At 75.8% G+C, this 16,909-nt stretch carries 13 protein-coding genes; 8 read left to right on the top strand and 5 right to left on the bottom strand.

The window, feature by feature from the left end:
• From ACLQ2R_RS32240 to ACLQ2R_RS32210, 7 genes are all read left to right on the top strand, one after another.
• A partial coding sequence (locus ACLQ2R_RS32240) for a GTPase-associated protein 1-related protein (protein ID WP_425965020.1) occupies positions 1-1,432 on the top strand: 1,432 nt, incomplete at its 5' end.
• Positions 1,433-1,456: 24 nt separating this feature from the next.
• Complete coding sequence (locus ACLQ2R_RS32235; protein ID WP_425965018.1) at positions 1,457-3,091, top strand: TRAFAC clade GTPase domain-containing protein; 1,635 nt, start codon at positions 1,457-1,459, stop codon at positions 3,089-3,091.
• A gap of 26 nt (positions 3,092-3,117) precedes the next feature.
• Entirely contained in the window at positions 3,118-3,246 is a 129-nt protein-coding gene (locus ACLQ2R_RS32230; RefSeq protein ID WP_425965017.1) for a hypothetical protein, read from the top strand.
• Positions 3,243-7,223, top strand: coding sequence for a CHAT domain-containing protein (locus ACLQ2R_RS32225; RefSeq protein WP_425965015.1), 3,981 nt, complete (start codon positions 3,243-3,245; stop codon positions 7,221-7,223). The genes ACLQ2R_RS32230 and ACLQ2R_RS32225 overlap by 4 nt, the downstream gene beginning before the upstream one ends.
• A gap of 11 nt (positions 7,224-7,234) precedes the next feature.
• Positions 7,235-8,833, top strand: a complete 1,599-nt coding sequence (locus tag ACLQ2R_RS32220; protein ID WP_425965013.1) for an Hsp70 family protein — start codon at positions 7,235-7,237, stop codon at positions 8,831-8,833.
• A 192-nt stretch (positions 8,834-9,025) separates the two neighbouring features.
• Positions 9,026-9,667, top strand: coding sequence for a hypothetical protein (locus ACLQ2R_RS32215; RefSeq protein ID WP_425965012.1), 642 nt, complete (start codon positions 9,026-9,028; stop codon positions 9,665-9,667).
• Position 9,668: 1 nt separating this feature from the next.
• Positions 9,669-10,331, top strand: a complete 663-nt coding sequence (locus ACLQ2R_RS32210) for an RES family NAD+ phosphorylase (protein ID WP_425965010.1) — start codon at positions 9,669-9,671, stop codon at positions 10,329-10,331.
• 19 nt (positions 10,332-10,350) lie between these two features.
• Here ACLQ2R_RS32210 and ACLQ2R_RS32205 read toward each other — a convergent pair whose 3' ends face one another.
• From ACLQ2R_RS32205 to sigJ, 4 genes are all read right to left on the bottom strand, one after another.
• Positions 10,351-11,109, bottom strand: a complete 759-nt coding sequence (locus tag ACLQ2R_RS32205; RefSeq protein WP_425965008.1) for an SDR family NAD(P)-dependent oxidoreductase — start codon at positions 11,107-11,109, stop codon at positions 10,351-10,353.
• A gap of 162 nt (positions 11,110-11,271) precedes the next feature.
• Complete coding sequence (locus ACLQ2R_RS32200; RefSeq protein WP_425965006.1) at positions 11,272-12,264, bottom strand: sigma-70 family RNA polymerase sigma factor; 993 nt, start codon at positions 12,262-12,264, stop codon at positions 11,272-11,274.
• A 115-nt stretch (positions 12,265-12,379) separates the two neighbouring features.
• Positions 12,380-13,492, bottom strand: a complete 1,113-nt coding sequence (locus tag ACLQ2R_RS32195) for a phosphotransferase family protein (RefSeq protein ID WP_425965004.1) — start codon at positions 13,490-13,492, stop codon at positions 12,380-12,382.
• Between the two features lie 216 nt (positions 13,493-13,708).
• The gene (gene sigJ, locus ACLQ2R_RS32190; protein ID WP_425965002.1) at positions 13,709-14,653 is read right to left on the bottom strand and encodes an RNA polymerase sigma factor SigJ; all 945 of its coding nucleotides are present in this window, start codon (positions 14,651-14,653) and stop codon (positions 13,709-13,711) included.
• 378 nt (positions 14,654-15,031) lie between these two features.
• On the opposite strand from sigJ, the gene ACLQ2R_RS32185 reads away from it, so the two are divergent.
• A complete protein-coding gene (locus ACLQ2R_RS32185) occupies positions 15,032-15,538 on the top strand; it encodes a carboxymuconolactone decarboxylase family protein (RefSeq protein ID WP_425965000.1) in 507 nt (168 codons plus the stop codon).
• A 286-nt stretch (positions 15,539-15,824) separates the two neighbouring features.
• Here the strand turns inward: ACLQ2R_RS32185 and ACLQ2R_RS32180 are convergent, their stop codons facing one another.
• Complete coding sequence (locus ACLQ2R_RS32180; RefSeq protein ID WP_425964998.1) at positions 15,825-16,877, bottom strand: AraC family transcriptional regulator; 1,053 nt, start codon at positions 16,875-16,877, stop codon at positions 15,825-15,827.
• Positions 16,878-16,909 lie beyond the last annotated feature (32 nt).

The following is a 16,909-nucleotide window of genomic DNA, read 5'->3' as shown; positions in this document are numbered from 1 at the left end:
GGGCCGCGGGCGCCGGCCCCGGGCGCCCGCCCCCCGCGGGCGGCCCCCCACGGCTCTCGCGGGAACGCCGCCGGGGACGGCCCTGGACGCGGTCCGCCCGTTGCGGTCGCCGCGGGCCCGCGAGCACGCCCGGCGCGGGTACGCGCGGCTGCTGGCCGGGGCAGACGCCGGCACCACCGTGCGGGTGCTGGGAACGGCGGTCGCGCACGACGTCTCCCCCGGCGCGGAGACGCTGCGCGAGTGCGGCCTGCGGGCCGTCGGCCCGGCGCTGCTGCGGCCCCCGCCCCCCGCCGGGGTGTACGAGGCCGTGCGGCGGTGGCCGGACCTGCGGGCGGGCGCGCTGGCCTACCTCGAACGGTCGGCGGCGGCCGGGGAGTCGCTGCACGCCGTGTTCGCGGCGGGTCTCGGCGCGGCCGTCACGGACGCGGAGCTGGCCGCGCTGCCCGCCCTGCGCGAGGCCGCGCTGATCGCCCGTACCCGCGACCGCCCGGAGCGGCGCGTGGACACCGCGCTGGCGCTGCTGTCCGGCCGGACCCCGGCGGCCGGAGGGGTCGACGGCGCCCTGCTGGACGCGCTCTGGCCGGACGGCTGGTCGCTGGGCGACGCGCACGCCCTGCTGGCGCGCCTGCCACGGGAGGCGCTCGGCGACCGGGGGCTCGCCAGCCGGGTGGCGCCGCTGCTGGAGAGGCCGTCGCCGGACGGCGACCACCGCCGGGCGGAGGCCTACGGCGCCCTCTGCGACCTGCTGGGACCGCTGCCGCTGGCCGACGCGCTCCCGGACGGGCCCCGGGAGGTACTGACGGCCATGACGCGCGTCCGGCAGGCCGAGCGACGGCTGACCGGGACAGGCGGGACCTGGAGCGGTGAGACCGGCACCGGGGAGAGCGGCACCGGGCGGCGGCCCGTGACCGGCGGCGAGCGGGAGCGGCCCGTGGCCGGGGACGGGTTGCGGCGACCGGCCGCCGGGAGCGAGCGGGAACGGCTCGCGGCCGGTGAGACGCTGGCGGCCGTCTACAACCGGACCGGCGTACCGGCGATCAGGAGCTACCTGCGGCTGCGGCTGCCGGTCCTGCTGGCGTCGCTGCCGGGCGAGACACTGGCCGAACTGCTCTCCCGGGTTCCGGACAGGGTACGCGACCTGTACCTGGCCGAGGTGGAGCGCGAACTCGGCGGGGAGCGGGCGGTGACCGTCGCCGCCGCCGCGTTCGGCACGTTCTTCGCCGCGCTGCGCCACGAGCGGACCCGGCAGGTCGCCGAGGACGTCCAGGACGTGCTGCTGCGCACCCTGCCGAACTGGCGCAGGCGCGATCTCAACGCGGTGGAGGAGGAGGTGCGGCGCGGATCGAACCGGACGGGCGACGAGTTCAAGCGCTGGCGGGCGCAGGCCCGGCCACGCCGCGGATGGCTCCCGGGCCGGCTCTTCCATGGCTGAGGACCACCGCGCCGGAGGGGGCGGATGATGTCAGGAAACTACGACTACGGCGGATATCCTCCCCCGCAGTACCGGCGCGCCCCCGCCCCGTCCGGCGGTGGCGGGGCCAGGGCCGCGGGGTGCCTGCTCCTGCTGTGCGCGTGGCCGCTGATGTGGGTCGTCCTGCCGGTCGTGGCGGCGGGTGCCCTGGCGTACGCCGGATACTCGGTGTACGTCTACCTCGCGCGGCTGGCGTCGGCCCTGGGGCTCGGCTCCGCCCCGTACCCGGCCTGGCTCGCGCCGCCCCCCGGCAGGGCCACGGGGACGGCGGAACCGGCGTACACCCACTACCTCTTCGGGCCGGCACTGGCCGACCTGCGGCACGTGGCGCGGACGGCGCTGCCGGCCCCGTGGCAGGCCTGCCGGAACCACCGGTTCCGTGTCCTCGGCGACACCAGGACCGGGAACGCGGCGTGGCTGTCGGCACCGTTCGGGCGGCTCATCGTGATGGCCATGTTCGCCGGCGTCACCGGCGGATACCTCGCCGTCGCGACGCTGTACGCCCTGCAGGTGGCGACGGTGGCCGCGCTGACGGCGGTCGTGGCCGCGACGGGGCTCGTCCTGCGCGGCGCCGACTCGGCCCTGCGCCGGGTCAAGGGCATCCGGACGAGCTGCCCCTCCTGCCACCTGCGCGTCCGGCGCCCCTCCTACGAGTGCGCGGCGCCGGGATGCGGACGGCGCCACCGCGACGTACGGCCGGGGCGCCACGGGGTGGTCAGGCGCCGGTGCGGGTGCGGGGCCCTGCTGCCGACCCTCGTGCTCGCGGGGGGCGGGGGCCGGATGCGGGCGCACTGCCCGCACTGCGGGGAGCCCATGTCCCGGGGGGTCGGGACCGTGCCGGAGATCGTGATCCCGGTGCTCGGCGCCGCCACGACCGGCAAGACGCGGCTGATGACGGCACTGGTCATGGGCCTGGTGGAGGGGCCCGCCGGGCACGGCGCCAGGTCGGAGTTCGCCGACGAGCAGTCCGAGAACGCCTACCGCGGGCTGGCCGGCAAGCTCCGGGCCGGCGTGCACACGTGGAAGACGATCCGGGTCAAGGACGCGCCGCTGCGGGCGTACACGCTGCGCGTCAGCCCGCCCAGGGGCTCGCCCCGGCTGCTGCACGTCTTCGACGCGCCGGGCGAGCTCGTCGGCGCGTCCGAGCTGCTGCGGGAGCTGCGCTACATCAGGGCCGCGCGGACGTTCCTGTTCACCCTCGACCCGCTCTCCGTGGACGTGGTCTGGGACTCGCTCCCCGCAGCGGACCGGGCCGGGTACGCGCGGCTGCGCTCGGACATGGCGACGGACTTCGTGTTCGGCCAGCTCCTGCAGAACATCGAGGGCCTCGGGGTGCCGCTCGCGAAGGCGCGGCTGGCGGTGGCGCTGACCAAGGACGACCTGGTACGCCACTGCGAGGCCCTGGAGGGGGTGGGCAGGGACAGCGACGACATCCGCCGCTGGCTGGAGGGCCCGGCCGGGCTCGACGGGGTGGTGCGGGCGATGCGCCGGCACTTCGCCGAGGTCCGGTTCTTCCGCACCTCGTCCTGGCTGGACTCCGGGGAGATCGACGCCGGCGTGCTCGACCTGTCCGGCTGGCTCCTCGCCAGGGAGGGCCTGCGCGTCCACCACTCCCCGTGACCTCCCCCGAACCGAAGGGAACGCCCGTGCAGCCCGATCCGTACCGCCGATGGCGACTGGCCGTCTTCCTGGTGGTCGTCGCGGTCGCCGTCCTGTACGCCGCCTACCTGGGGCTGTCGCTCCTGACGTACCTGTCGTCCCTGGAGAACCGATGACGTCCGGGACCGGGACCGGGACCGGGACCGGCGGGTCCGGCGAGCACGGCGGGTCCGGCGGGCCGCGGGAGCCGGGTGAGCCGGGCGAGCCGGGCGGCGTCCCCTCCCCCGGCCGGGTGGCCGGCGAGCTCGGGGTCGCGCTGGCGACGGCGGCCCTGCGCGACATCGCGGGGGTGACCGCCGTCCCGCCTGACGGGGAGCCGTCGGACGCGACGCACGGGCAACCCGCGGACGCGACGCACGGGGAACCCCCGGACGCGACGCACGGGGAACCCCCGGACGCGACGCACGGGGAACCCCCGGGCACGCCGGACGGGGAGGCGCCGGACGCGCCGGACGGGGAGGCGCCGGACGCGCCGGACGGGGAACGGCCGGACGCGCCGGACGAGCGGGTGGCCGCCGCGATCAGCACGCTCGACGCCGCGCTGCGGGGCCTGCCCGCCGACGACCCCTACCGGCTCGTCGTCCTGTACTGGCGGGCGCTCACGCGCGCGACGCGCTTCACCCGCCTCGGCGGGAACGTCGAGGACTGCGACGCGGCACTGCGGGATTTCGAGACGCTCCTCGGGCTGCCCGGATGCGACGAAACCATGGCCGACGCCTGCCACGCCCTCATGGGCATGCTGCGGCTCGACCGCTCGGTGCCGGAGAACCTCCGCCGGGGAGAGCGGGCGCTGAGCCTGCGTGACTTCGCCCGCCTGATGGCGTCGCGGGCCGTCCACGACCCCGAGGACGCCCGGCTCGCGCTCGGCCACCTGGACCGGATGACCGGGCCGGGCGCCGCGAACCCGGCACTGGCCGGGGTGGTGTCGTCGCTCCGGGCGGTGGCGAGGATCGCGGCCTCCGGCACGAGGCCCGCGGGCGAGATCCCCGAGGAGCTCATCGCCGGCCTGGGGGCGCTCATCGAGGGCGAGGAGGGGAGCGACGCCGAGGGACTGCGCGGGTTCCGCGACGCCCTGCGCGCCTTCCAGGCCGTCCGGGACGACCGGGCCGAGGAGGCCGGCACGGCGTTCGGGGCGCTCGACCGCACCCTCGCCGGGCTCGGCCCGGGCAGCGCCGTGGGTGACGTGCTGCGCGGGATGATCGGCCAGTACCGCGACATGACCGCCAAGGACCACTCGACGTCCCAGGAGGCCACACCGGAGGAACGGGAGGCCGCGCTCGCGCTCCTGGAACTCGTCCTGGAGGAGCTCCCCGACGATCACCCGGACCGCGTCCCCACCCTGAAGCGGCTGATCCAGACCCTGCTGCGGACGATGTGGTACAGACACGCCCCGGAGCGGCTGGGCAGGATCCGGGAGCTGGTCCTGGGCGCGATGGCGCGTCCCGCCGCGACCCCGGCGAACGACGCGCTCAACCGGCTCCTGCTCGTCTTCGTGGACTGTTTCCAGAGCGTGCTCGGCGAGGGCGTGGCGCGACCGGGCGACGCGATCGAGCGGATCAAGCGGATCGTCGCGCTCGTCCCCGCCGACCACGAGATCCGCGCCACCGGGTCGGCGCTGCTGTCGTCGGTGCTGGCCCTGCGCTACATGCGCGGGGGCGGCCTGGAACACCTGGACGCCGCGGGCTACTACGCGCGTCTGCGGTCCGGCGAGTCCGGGGAGTCCGGCGGGTCCGGGAGCAGGCTGACGGACGTCACCGGGGACTGGCTCCGGGCGGTCACGCCGCTGCTGCGCAACCCGAGCTCGCTGGACGCGAGCGCGATCGACGCGGTGGTCGGGGCGCTCAGGGCGGTGGCCGGGCCGCTGCCCGAGGACCACCTGCTGCGTCCCCGGATCGAGAGCGACATCCACCTGGCCGAGTTCCTCCGCGGCGCCTTCGGCCCGGACGGGCCCGACCCGGCCGGCCTGCTGTCCGATCCCGGGGGCGTCGCCGCGACGGCCGACTCCATCGAGGCCAGGGGGCGCGAGCTGGGCAGGCGGAGCCCGTACTACTCCATCGAGGTGGGCTCGGCCGGTTTCCTCAGGGCCCACTCGGGGTTCGCCCGGCGTGACCTGCGGGTTCTCGACGAGGGGATCACGACGCTGGCCGACGCCCACGACGCCGCCCCCGTCGGGCTGCCGTTCCGTCCCTGGCTGCTCGGGACGCTCGGGCAGAGCCTGCTGATGCGGTACGAGGTCAGTGGGGACCGCGCCGACCTGAGCAACGCGATCCTGCGGCTGGAGGAGGCGCGCCGGGTCCAGGAGGCCGACCCGTTCGGCAACCTGACGGCGATGACCCTGAGCACGCTGGCCACCGCCTACGACACGAGGGACGACGCGCGCCTGGACGACCGGGGCCGCGCGGCCGAGGCGTGGCTGGCCTCCCTGCGGGTGCGGGCCTGGGGCGTGCTGATCCAGAGCGACACCGGGCGGGCGTTCGAGGCCGCGGTCGCCGCGGCGGGCGAGGCGGCGGACGCGGCGATGCGCTGCGTCGCCGGCGGGATGGCCGGCACCGCGATCGAGGCGCTCGAACAGGGCCGCGCGATGGTCCTGCACGCCGCGATCACCGACACGACCCTGCCGTCGCTGCTGCGCGAGGGCGGCCACCACGACCTGGCCGCCGAATGGGAGGCGGCGCCCGCGGAGAGCGGGCCCGCACCGTGGGACGACCCCGCGGGTCCGGCCGGGTACGCCGGCGTCCTGGAGAGCCTGCCGACGGCGCCCCTGCCCGGCGACCTGCGCGAGCGCGTCATGGCCGCGATCGAGGGCACCGAGACCGAACGCAGGCTGTTCGCGGTGCCGTCCGCCGGCGAGGTCGCCGCGGCGCTGCGCGAGGCGGGCGCGGCGGCGCTGGCGTACCTGGTGGTCCGCGACGGCGGGCGCGGCGGCTCGGCCCTGGTGGTCGGCGCCGACGGCCGGACCGGCGAGATCCCGCTGCCGCGGCTGGACACGGGGCCGCGCAGCCGGGTGGCGGCGTTCCAGAGGGCCCACCGCGACCACGACATGACCGAGGCGGACACCCCCGGGAGGCGGCGCGCGTTCCTGCGGTGGAGGCACGCGCTCGGTGACCTGTGCGACTGGGCGTGGGAGGCGGCCATGGAACCGCTCCTGGGGCGGACCGCCCGGGGCCGGCTGGTGCTGGTCCCCGTCGGGGAACTCGGCGCCGTCCCCTGGCACGCCGCCCGCCGCGAGGTCGGGAACGGCGTCAGGCGCTACGCCGTCCAGGACAGGGTGATCTCCTACGCCGCCTCCGCCCGCCAGTTCGTCGACGCCCGCCGCCACGGCCGCCGCCCCTGGGCCGAGGACGCCGCGCTGGTCCGGGTCGGCGGCAGCCACCTCTACTGGTCGTCCAAGGAGATCGAGCACATCCACGGCCGCCACTACCCGGAGGGGAGGCTGCTCGGCGGGCGCCGTTCCGGGGCCGGCCGCACCGGGCGCGGGCAGGCGTCGCCGCGCCGCGCCGGCCCTTCCCCCGCCGACGTGACCGGGCGCGCGGCGTCGTGCCGCGCCGGCCTCCCGGCCACCACCGAGAACGTGGTCGGCCTGTTGCCAGGACCGCACTCGGGCGGCGCGACCCTGCTGCACCTGGGCTGTCACGCCCACCCGGCGCGCCGTCCGGTGGACTCCCACCTGCTGCTGGCCGGCGGCCAGACGCTCGGCATGACGCGCATCCTGCGCCAGGCGCGGGCCAGGCCGCCCGGCGTGTCCGGCGGCCTGGTCGTGCTGGCCGCCTGCGGGAGCGACCTGACCGGCCGCGACCACGACGAGGCGCTGACGCTGGCGACCGCCTTCCTCGCCGCCGGGGCCGTGGGCGTGGTCGGCACCCGCTGGCCCGTGGACGACCTGCCGACCATGCTGTTCACGACGATGTTCCACCACTACCTGAACGCCGGGTACGACGATCCGGCGGTCGCGCTGCGCGCGGCCCAGCTGTGGATGCTCGACCCGCGCCGGGCCCGGCCGGCCGGGCTCGGCGAGGACCTGGCCGGATACGTCGGCGAGGCGCCGCTGCACGAGCCGGAGTCGTGGGCGGCGTTCACCTACCAGGGCCGTTGAGAGGACCTTCGATGGCGTTCGGAATCGATCTCGGCACGACCAACTCGTGCATCGCCTACGTCGACGACGCCGGACGGCCCGTGGTCGTCCGGAACGCGCTCGGGGAGTACACCACCCCCTCGGCCGTCTACTTCGAGGGCAGGGACAGCGTCCTGGTCGGCGCCGCCGCCAGGAACGCCGCGCTGCTGGCCCCGGACCTGGCGGTCCAGCTCGTCAAGCGGCACATGGGCCGAAAGGACGTCGAGTACACCTTCCACGGCAGGAGGTACACCCCGGAGTCGATCTCCGCGCTCGTCCTGAGGGAGCTGGCCGCCGCCACCGAGCGGCGGCTCGGCCGCCCGGTCCGCGACGTGGTGATCACCGTGCCCGCCTCCTTCGGGGTGGCCGAGCGGCAGGCCACCCGCCAGGCGGGCGAGATCGCCGGGCTGAACGTCCTGGACGTGCTCGCCGAACCGGTCGCCGCCGCCCTGTCCGGCCAGGAGCGCCACCCCGCGCGGGGCGTGCGGCACCTGCTGGTCTACGACCTGGGCGGAGGCACGTTCGACACCACGGTGATCCGGATGGACGGCGACGACGCCCACGTGGTCTGCACCGACGGCGACCGGCGGCTGGGGGGCGCCGACTGGGACGCCAGGATCAGGACGTTCCTGCTGGAGACGTTCGCCGAGCAGCATCCCCGGCTCGACCCCGGCGCCGACGAGCGGTTCGTCCAGGACCTGTGGATCAAGGCCGAGCAGCTCAAGGAGGAGCTGAGCAGTTCCCTGACCCGCCACAAGAACCTGCGCTTCGCCGGGAAGGCCGTCCGGGCGGAGCTGACCCGGCAGCGGCTGGAGGAGCTGACCGCCGACCTGCTCGACCGCACCATGAAGATCACCGAGGAGACGGCGGAGCGGGCCCGGGCTCAGGGCGTCACCGCGTTCGACGAGGTGGTCCTGGTCGGCGGCATGACGCGGATGCCCGCCGTCGCGGCCCGCCTGGAGAGGCTGCTGGGCACCACGCCCCGCCATCACGAGCCCGACCTGGCGGTGGCCCGGGGGGCGGCCCTGTTCGCGCTGGTCAGGCAGGCCCAGCAGGGCGACGCCGAGGACGTCGCCGACCGACTGGGCATCAGCAGGGCGCAGGCCGAGAGCATGCGCTCGCGCCGGGTGACCACCGTGGTGCCGCGTGGTTTCGGCGTCAAGGTGCTCGACCACAACGACCCGCTGGCGCACACCGATCCGCTGCGGGCGCGCGCGTACGTCGTCCATCTGCTGCCCGCCGGCACCGTGCTGCCCGCCGACACCGGCCCGGTGGCCTTCGCCACGGCCATGGACAACCAGCCGGGCATCGACGTCGAGGTGTGGGAGCAGAACGGGCGGGAGAGCTCCGAGGAGGTCGCCGACAACACGCTCGCCGGGCGCGGCAGGCTCCGCGACCTGCCGCCCAGGCTGCCGAGGGGGACGCCGATCCACATCACCTTCCACATGGGCGAGACCGGGCTCCTCACCGTGCACGCGGTGGAGCCCGCCTCGGCCCGCCAGGTCCGCTTCGACCTGCAGATCGGCGGCCTGGACCGGGCCGACGTCGAGCGGGCCAGGACGGCGGTGGCACGCCATGACATCGGTTCCTGAGAGCGGCGGCGCGCGTCGTGACGTCGGTTCCCCGGAGAGGAGGGCGAGGCACACCGTGACATCGGTTCCTGAGAGCGGCGGCGCACACCGTGACGTCGGTTCCCGGGAGAGGACGGCGAGGCACACCGTGACATCGGTTCCTGAAGCAGGAGGGCGAGGGCACACCATGACATCGGTTACCCAAGGAGGACCATGGGGCTGCGGCACGCGTTGACGGTACTGGCCGAGCAGTGGGACGACGTCCGTTCGGCGCTCTCGCCCGAGGACTTCGGCGAACTGGCGGCCCTGGTGGAGGAGCTGGTCCGCGAGGGCGATCCCGGGGTCGCCGAGGAGGTCGCCGAGGAGGTCGCCGACCTGCTGCGCGAGCGGCTGCGGGCGGACCATCCCGTCCTTGAGGCCCTGCGCGAACGCGACGAGCGGCGCGCCGGGGCGGCCCTGCTCACCCCGGCCAGGCTGCGGACCCGGCTGGGCCTCGGCCCGCCGCCCTCCGAGGTGGAGCGGGAGGCGCTCTCCCGGCTGCTGGACGCCCCCGCGCTGACCGCCGACGAGGTGCGCGCGGGCGGCCACGACCCCGGCGATCCCGGGCTGATCAGGCTGGAGCACTCCGGCGGGGCCGCCCGCTGGCCCGCCTTCCAGTTCGCCGCCGACGGCAGGCCCCTGCCGCTCGTACGGACGATCAACCGGATCCTGGAGGCGGCCGACGACCCCTTCGGCGCGGCGGACTGGTGGCTCGGGGACAACGGCTGGCTCGGCGGCTCCCCGGCCCGGCTCATGGGCCGCGTCCCCGACGAACGGCTGATCTCCGCGGCCCGCGCCGAGACCACGGAGGTGTGAGATGCCCCTCGCCCCTCCCCCCGCCCGTCACCACGCCGCCCCCCACCTGCGGGAACTGCCCGCGGGCACCCGGCTGTGGCGGGTGCACGACCGGCGCTTCAAGGCCACCGACTTCAACCCCCGCCCGTCCGACGCCAACTTCGGCGGCGGGCGCTTCGACGGGACCGTCCACGATCCGTACCCCTACTACTACGCCGGGCTGGAGGCCGAGACCGCGCTGGCCGAGGCGCTGCTGCGCGACGTCCCCTTCGACGACCGCGGGGTCCGGCTGGTGCGGCGGGCCACGGTGCGCGGCCGGCGGGCGAGCGTCGTCCTGACGACCGGGGACCTGGTCCTGGTCGACCTGTGCTCGGGAGGGGCCCTGGCGGCGGTGGCCCAGGACTCCTGGCTCGTCCACGCCGATCCCGCCGACTACCACGCCACCCGCCGCTGGGGGAGCTGGATCAGGGAGCGGGTTCCGGCGGCGCACGGCCTGATCTGGCCGTCCAAGCGGGAGGGCGGGCAGCCCGCGCTCGTGCTGTTCGGCGACCGCTGCCCCTCCGGGTGCCTGATCGCCGATCCCTTCGCGGGCACGGACCTCGACGACCGGGCGGGGGCCGCCTGGCTGAACGGGCACCTCGCCCGCTACCGCGCCTGCGTCATCGGCCCCCGCCGCCCCGGGTGAACGGCCCGTGGCGCGGTCGTCAGTCCAGGACCGCGCCGCAGGTCATGTTGATCGCCGCGCCCGTCACGGTGCGGGCCCAGTCGGAGGCGGCGAAGACGGCCACGTTGCCGACGTCCTCCAGGGACGCGGCCCGCCCGGTCAGGGTCCTGCCGACGATGTCCCGCTCGATGGCCTCGCGCCCGTCGTGGCCCGCCGGGATCGCCTCGGGCAGGCCACCGGTCCGCAGGGTGACGACGCGGATCCCGTACGGCGCCAGCTCGGTGGCGAGCTGGCGCCGCATGGACTCCACCGCGTCGAACGCGGTCTGCAGGCCGCCCAGGTCGTAGCGGCGCGCCGAGTCCCGGTCGCCCGCCCCGCCGAACGCCATGATCACGCCCGATCGGCGCGGGGCCATGTGCCGGGCGGCCGCGCGCGAGGTGAGGAACTTCGAGCGTACGGCTGTCACGACCGGGCTCAGGTAGTCCTCGGGCGACATGTCGATCATCGGTGTCCCCTGGACGTCCCTGTCCGCGATCACGTTGAGGGACACGTCGATGCCTCCCGCCCCGGCCACGGCGGCGGCGTGCGCGTCGACCGCCGCCTCGTCCAGCGCGTCGACCTCGGCGGTCTCGGCCGCGCCTCCCGCGGCGCGGATCCGGCCGGCGACCTCCTCCAGGGTCGTCCGGGTCCGCCCGGCGAGGAAGACGCGTGCCCCCTCACGGCCGAAGGCGCGGGCGACGGCGCCTCCCACCGAGCCGCCCCCGCCGTAGATGATCGCGTTCTTGCCCTTGAGCAGCATGGTCCGCCTCCTGCGCGTCGATCGGGTCGTGTCACCGCGTACAACCCTCGGGAAGCGCCGGAATCATCGCCCCGCGCCGGAATCGTCGCCCCGCGCCGAGAATCCCCGGCACGGGAGGCGCCGGCATGAGGACCGCGGGTGCGAAGGCCGCCCGGCGCCGGATCAGCCCGTGATCTCGTCGGGGAGGCCGAACACGGCGAACAGCTCCGGCATCAGGAACGAGACGACCTCGGAGATCCTCGTGCCGCGCAGCGCGAGCAGGTCGAGCCCCGCCGCCGTGTAGGCCCCCCTGCCCGCGTCCCACGCGTAGGTGCCGAACGCGAGCTGCCCGTTCGCGCGGGCCGGCAGGAAGCGCCACCGGTGGTCGAACGGCCCCGCGAGCAGGAAGGCCCTGATCGCCTCGCGTCCCTGGTACCACTCCGGCAACGGCGGCATCGCGTACCTGGCGTCGTCGGTCAGCATCGCCACGACGGCCTCGACGTCCCCGGCCTCCCACGCGGCGGCGTACCGGTCCGCGAGCCTGCGGAGCCCCGCCTCGTCCGGGGAGGGCGGGCCGGTGGCGGGGAGCCGGGGGACGAGGGTCGCGCGGGCCCGCTGCAGCGCGCTGTTGACCGACGCGGTCGTGGTCTCCAGCAGGTCCGCGACCTCGCGCGCCGAGAATCCGAGGACCTCCCGCAGGACCAGGACGGCGCGCCGGCGGGCCGGCAGGTGCTGGAGCGCGGCGACGAAGGCCAGTTCCATGCCCTCCCGCGCCACGTAGCGGTCCTCGGGCCCCGATCCCTCGTCGGGGTACGGCTCGATCCACGAGGTCTCAGCGAGCGGCGCGGCGCCCGGGCCGAGATCGGCGGGAAGCTCCCTGCGGCCCCGGCGTTCGATCAGCGTCAGGCACCTGTTGGTCGCGATCCTGTACAGCCACGGCCGGATCGAGCCGCGGTCCTCGAACCGCTCCAGGCTCCGCCAGGCGCGCACCATCGTCTCCTGCACGGCGTCCTCGGCGTCGTGGACCGATCCGAGCATCCGGTAGCAGTGCGCGCGCAGCTCGCCGCGGAACGGGCCGACCAGGCGTCCGAAGGCGTCGGCGTCGCCCCCTCTCGCGGCCTCCAGCAGCCGCGTTCGCGGCGTCTCGCTCCCGGATCCCCGCTCATGCTCGCTCATCTCGCGGAACCTTATCCCGCGAGGGCCGGCCGCTCGCCGGGCGGTGGAGCGGCCGTCCGTCCGGAACGACGTCACCGCGGGCTCCCCCCGGTGAACCCGTGGGAGGCCGGGGAGGTCAGGCACCCAGTGCCGTCCAGGAGTCCTCCGGCAGGGACGCGAAGGAGCGCAGCGGCGCCCTCGCGAACTCGCCCGCGTGCGCGTGACCCTGGGCCCGGATCGACCGCTCCCAGACCAGGGTGCGGGCGATCCTGCCGACCCGGCAGGCCAGTTCCAGCTCCTCGACGAGCTCCGCGTGCGGGGCGAGGTCGCCGAACACCTCCAGGTAGGCGTCCCTGGGGCGCAGGATCGCCGGGTCGTCGGGGGCGACCCCCAGGTGGTCGCGCAGGAATCCCAGGGCGACCAGCATGCTCGCGAACGGGTGGGCCACGACGGCGTCGCCCCAGTCGTAGAAGCGCACCTCGCGGACCGGCGCGGTCCCGGCCACCAGGATGTTCCAGGGGTGCAGGTCGTTGTGGTCCAGGCTCGGCGGTACGGACGCGGCGGCCAGCCGTTCGCTCCAGGAGACGAAGGTGCCGCGCATGGCGCTCACGCGCCGGTGGGTGTCCCGGTCGGACGGGTCGCCGTACCGCTCGGCGTACTCCCCGACCGCGTGCGCCGCCTCGTCGAACCGCCGTGGCATGACGGCGGCGCGCATGTCGGTGAGGCCGAGCGCCCGCAGGTCCTCGACGTGCGGTGCGAGGTCACGCTGGAGCCGTCCGTACTCCGGCAGGACCGTCACCAGGGCGTCGGCCAGGGCGGCGCCCTTCACGCGATCGCCCAGGGGCGTCCCGCCGTCGGGGAGCAGGACCCGGCCGCGCTCGACGTCGACGGCGATCGGGAGCGGGATCCGGTCCGGCGCGACCCTCGACAGGAGTCGGTAGAGCCCCACCTCGAACGCGGTGTCCGGCCCGGGGGCCTTCAGCCACACCGGGCCGCGGGTGGTGGGCGCCGTGAGCACCGTCCCCCAGGGCCGCAGGTGCGGCTGGGTGACCTCTCCGGTCCGTTCCGTCCCGGCCGCGGCGAGCCGCTCGTCCAGCCATGTCACCGCGCTCCGCCGCCAGGCCCGCGACTCCCAGAGCGCGGTCCCGTGCCCGGTGTCCGCCTGCCCGGTGTCCGCCTCGCGGCCCTGCCCGGTGTCCGCCTCGCGGCCCTGCCCGGTGTCCGCCTCGTGGTTCTTCGTGTTTGACATGCCCGCCTCCCGCGCGCCGATGAGATCCGTCACCGCGTACAACCCGCGGAGGACCGGGAAATCATCGCGCACGGTCCAGGCGGAGGCCGATCGCCGAACCGGCCGGGAGCCGGCCGGGGTGAGGGAACACGGGTGACTCCCCGACGGCCGCGAGGCGGGTGAGAACGGCGGCGGGGACGACCGGGACCCCCTGCCGGCGGCCGGGGCGCCCTGCCGTCACCCCGCCGTCCACGGCCGGAGTTTCTCGGGGTTGCGTACCGACCAGATGTGCGTGATCCGGCCGTCCGCCACCTCGAACGCCATCACCGCCACGGTGACGCCGTCCCGCTGGGCCACCAGACCGGGCTGGCCGCTGACCGTCCGTTCCAGGATCGTCATGCCGGGCGCCATGGCGGCGATGGCCAGGGCGTGGCGCGCGATCTGCTCGCCGCCCTCGATCGGGCGGAGCAGGGCGCTGACGAGACCGCCTCCGTCGGAGGTCATCGTGGCCTCGGGGGCGAGCAGGCCGATCAGGGCGCCGATGTTCTTGGCCTCCCACGCCCGCCTGAAGTCCCTGATGACGTCGGCGCGCAGGGCCGCCGGAGCCGGGGAGGCCTGTGAGGCGTGGACGCGGCGCCGGGCCGAGGAGGCGAGCTGACGGCACGCCCCCGGCGTACGGCCGACGATCTCGGCCACCTCGGCGAAGGAGTAGCGGAAGACGTCGTGCAGCACGAACGCCACGCGCTCGGCCGGGGTCATCGATTCGAGCACGACGAGGAAGGCCATGGTGACCGACTCGTCGAGGGTGACGCGGTCGGCCGGGTCGGCGGGTTCCGCCGGGGCCCCGCCCTGCCGCCCGCCGATCCACTCCGTACGGTCGGGCAGCGGCTCGGGGATCCATTCGCCCACGTAGCGCTCCCGCCGCGCCCGTGCCGAGCCGAGCAGGTCCAGGCAGATGCGGCCCGCGACCGTCGTCAGCCAGGCTCCGGGGGAATGGACGGCCTCCCGCTGCTCGTGGGACATGGCGTACCAGCGGACGTAGGTCTCCTGGACGACGTCCTCGGCGTCGGCCAGGGTGCCCAGCAGCCGGTAGGCGAGATTGATCAGGTGACGCCGCTCGCCGGCGATCGCGTTCAGGCCCGGATCGGGCCCGGCGTGTCCCGGCCCGGACGGGGCGGTCATGGTGCGGTCATGGTGCGGTCATGGTGTCGTCGGCTCCTCGCTGCGATGGCGCTCACCCGATCGACGAGACAGCGCACCGGAATGTGAGGCGGGCGCGTCGCCTCACATTCCCGGCGGTCGCGTCGTCGGACTCCTGAGACACCATCCGGCACGCGGGCGGATTCCGCGACCCGTCCCGTACGCGGGACCGGCGACCCGTCCCGTACGCGGGACCGGCGACCCGTCCCGTACGCGGGACCGGCGACCCGTCCCGTACGCGGGGGCCCGTGTCCCGGCCGGGAGGGTTCCGTGTCCCGGCCGGGACACGGCGGGGCTCCCGCCCCGGCCGGGAGGCGGGTCTCGCGAACACCGCCGGAATCGAGAGAGGAAGACCCCACGATGTCCACGACCACGACGAACGAGCAGGACGGCCTCCGGTCGCGCCTGCCCGACCCCGCCCGCTTCTTTCCCGAGCTGGCCACGGTCGCCGGGGCCATGAACGCGAGCGTCCACAACGACGCGATCCCGAGGTCCACCGTCGGCCTGGTGCACCTGCGCGCCGGGCAGATCGTCGGCAGCAGCTACCACACCGTCCGGCAGACCGGCATGCTCCGCAAGGCCGGGGAGAGCGAGGAGCGCATCACCGCCGTGGCCTCGTGGCGGGACGCCCCCTACTTCACCGACGCCGAGCGGGTCGCGCTGGAGCTCGTGGAGGCCGTCCTCGTCCCGGGCCCGTCCGGGGAGCGCGTCCCCGACGAGCTGTACGCCAGGGCGTCGGCCCACTACGACGACAGGGCGCTCTGGACGCTCACCCTGGCGATCGGCCAGATCTGCTTCTTCATCCCCGTCGCCCTCATCGCCAGGCCGATCCCGGGCAGGCCCCTGGGGCACAACTACACGGGGTGACACCGCGAGGGCCGGAGGGCGGGACGGCCGGCCCCTCGGGCACAACCACACCGGGTGACACCGCGGGAGCTCGGGGGGCGGGACGGCCGGCCTCCCGAGCTCTCCCGGACGATCAGCCGGTGCCGGGATCACGATCTCGGCCGCCGACACCGCCGTCCCGTCGATCGCCGACAGCAGCGTGCCGGCGGCCGCTCGGACGATCTCGGCCTTGTCGGGGGCGACCGTGGTCAGGCTGGGCGTGTCCTCGCGCGCACCGCCGTCGACGTGGACACCCACACCGCACCGGTCATCGGCGACGACCCGCCCCGGTAGCCTCCCGCCGGTAGGCGCCGGGCGCGACGCCGTACTCCCGCTTGAAGGCGGCGGCGAAGGCGAACTCCGAGGCGTACCCGACCCGGCCGGCCACCTCGCCGAGCACGGCGTCGGTCTCGCGCAGCAGCCGGGCCGCGACGGTCATGCGCCACCAGGTCAGGTAGGACAGGGGCGGACGGCCGATCAGGGCGGTGAAGCGCCGGGAGAAGGCCGCCCTGGACAGCCCGGCCCGCGTCCCGAGCGTCTGGACCGTCCAGGGGCGGGCGGGCTCGCGGTGCAGGGCGTGCAGCGCGGCGCCGATCGCCGGGTCGCCCAGGGCGGCGGCCCAGCCGGTGGCCCCGCCGGTGGCCCCGCCGGTGACTCTGCCGGTGACTCTGCCGCGTCCGGCCTCCTCGTCGAACCAGGCACGCAGCATGTAGAGCAGCAGCATGTCGAGCAGGGCGGGGACGACGGTGTCCGCGCCGGGGCGGGGATCGTCCAGCTCGCCGCCGAGGAGGTCGACGGCGGCGCGCAGCTCGGGACGCCGCCCGGGACGGGCCGGCAGGTGGACGATCTCCGGCAGGCCGTCCAGGAGAGGGTGGGAGCGGCGGGCGTCGAGCCGGTACCCGCCGCAGAGGGTGACGGTGACCGCCTGCGATCCGTCCGGCCCGGTCCTTCCCACGGTGTCCGAGGCGTAGCGGTCCCCGGACCGGGAGTCGTCCAGCGGGTCGCAGGCGGGTCCGGCCAGCGGGGTGGCGGGGCCGTCGGCCAGCGCGTACCCGCTTCCGTGCGGCAGGAACACCACGTCACCGGCGTTCAGCACGACCGGCGCGGCGACACTTCCCGGCATGGGAACGGGAGCGGGAGCGGGAGCGAGGGCGGGAGCGGGGCCGGGGATCAGCAGGCACGATCCTCGCAGGACCACGTGGAAGCCGGCCGATCCGCGTACCGCGGGAAAACGCCGCCCCCAGGGGGCGTGCCAGCGGATGCGTGCCGAGCGGGGCTCCCCGGCCCGGGTCGCGGCGACCACGTCGCTGAGCACGTCCATGGCGGGAGTCTAACCAGCGGCTCCCGCGAGAC

The organism is Streptosporangium sp. DT93 (assembly GCF_049844535.1).
In the GTDB taxonomy this organism is placed as follows: Bacteria; Actinomycetota; Actinomycetes; order Streptosporangiales; family Streptosporangiaceae; genus Streptosporangium.
This window is presented reverse-complemented; position numbering and strand designations above follow the sequence as displayed.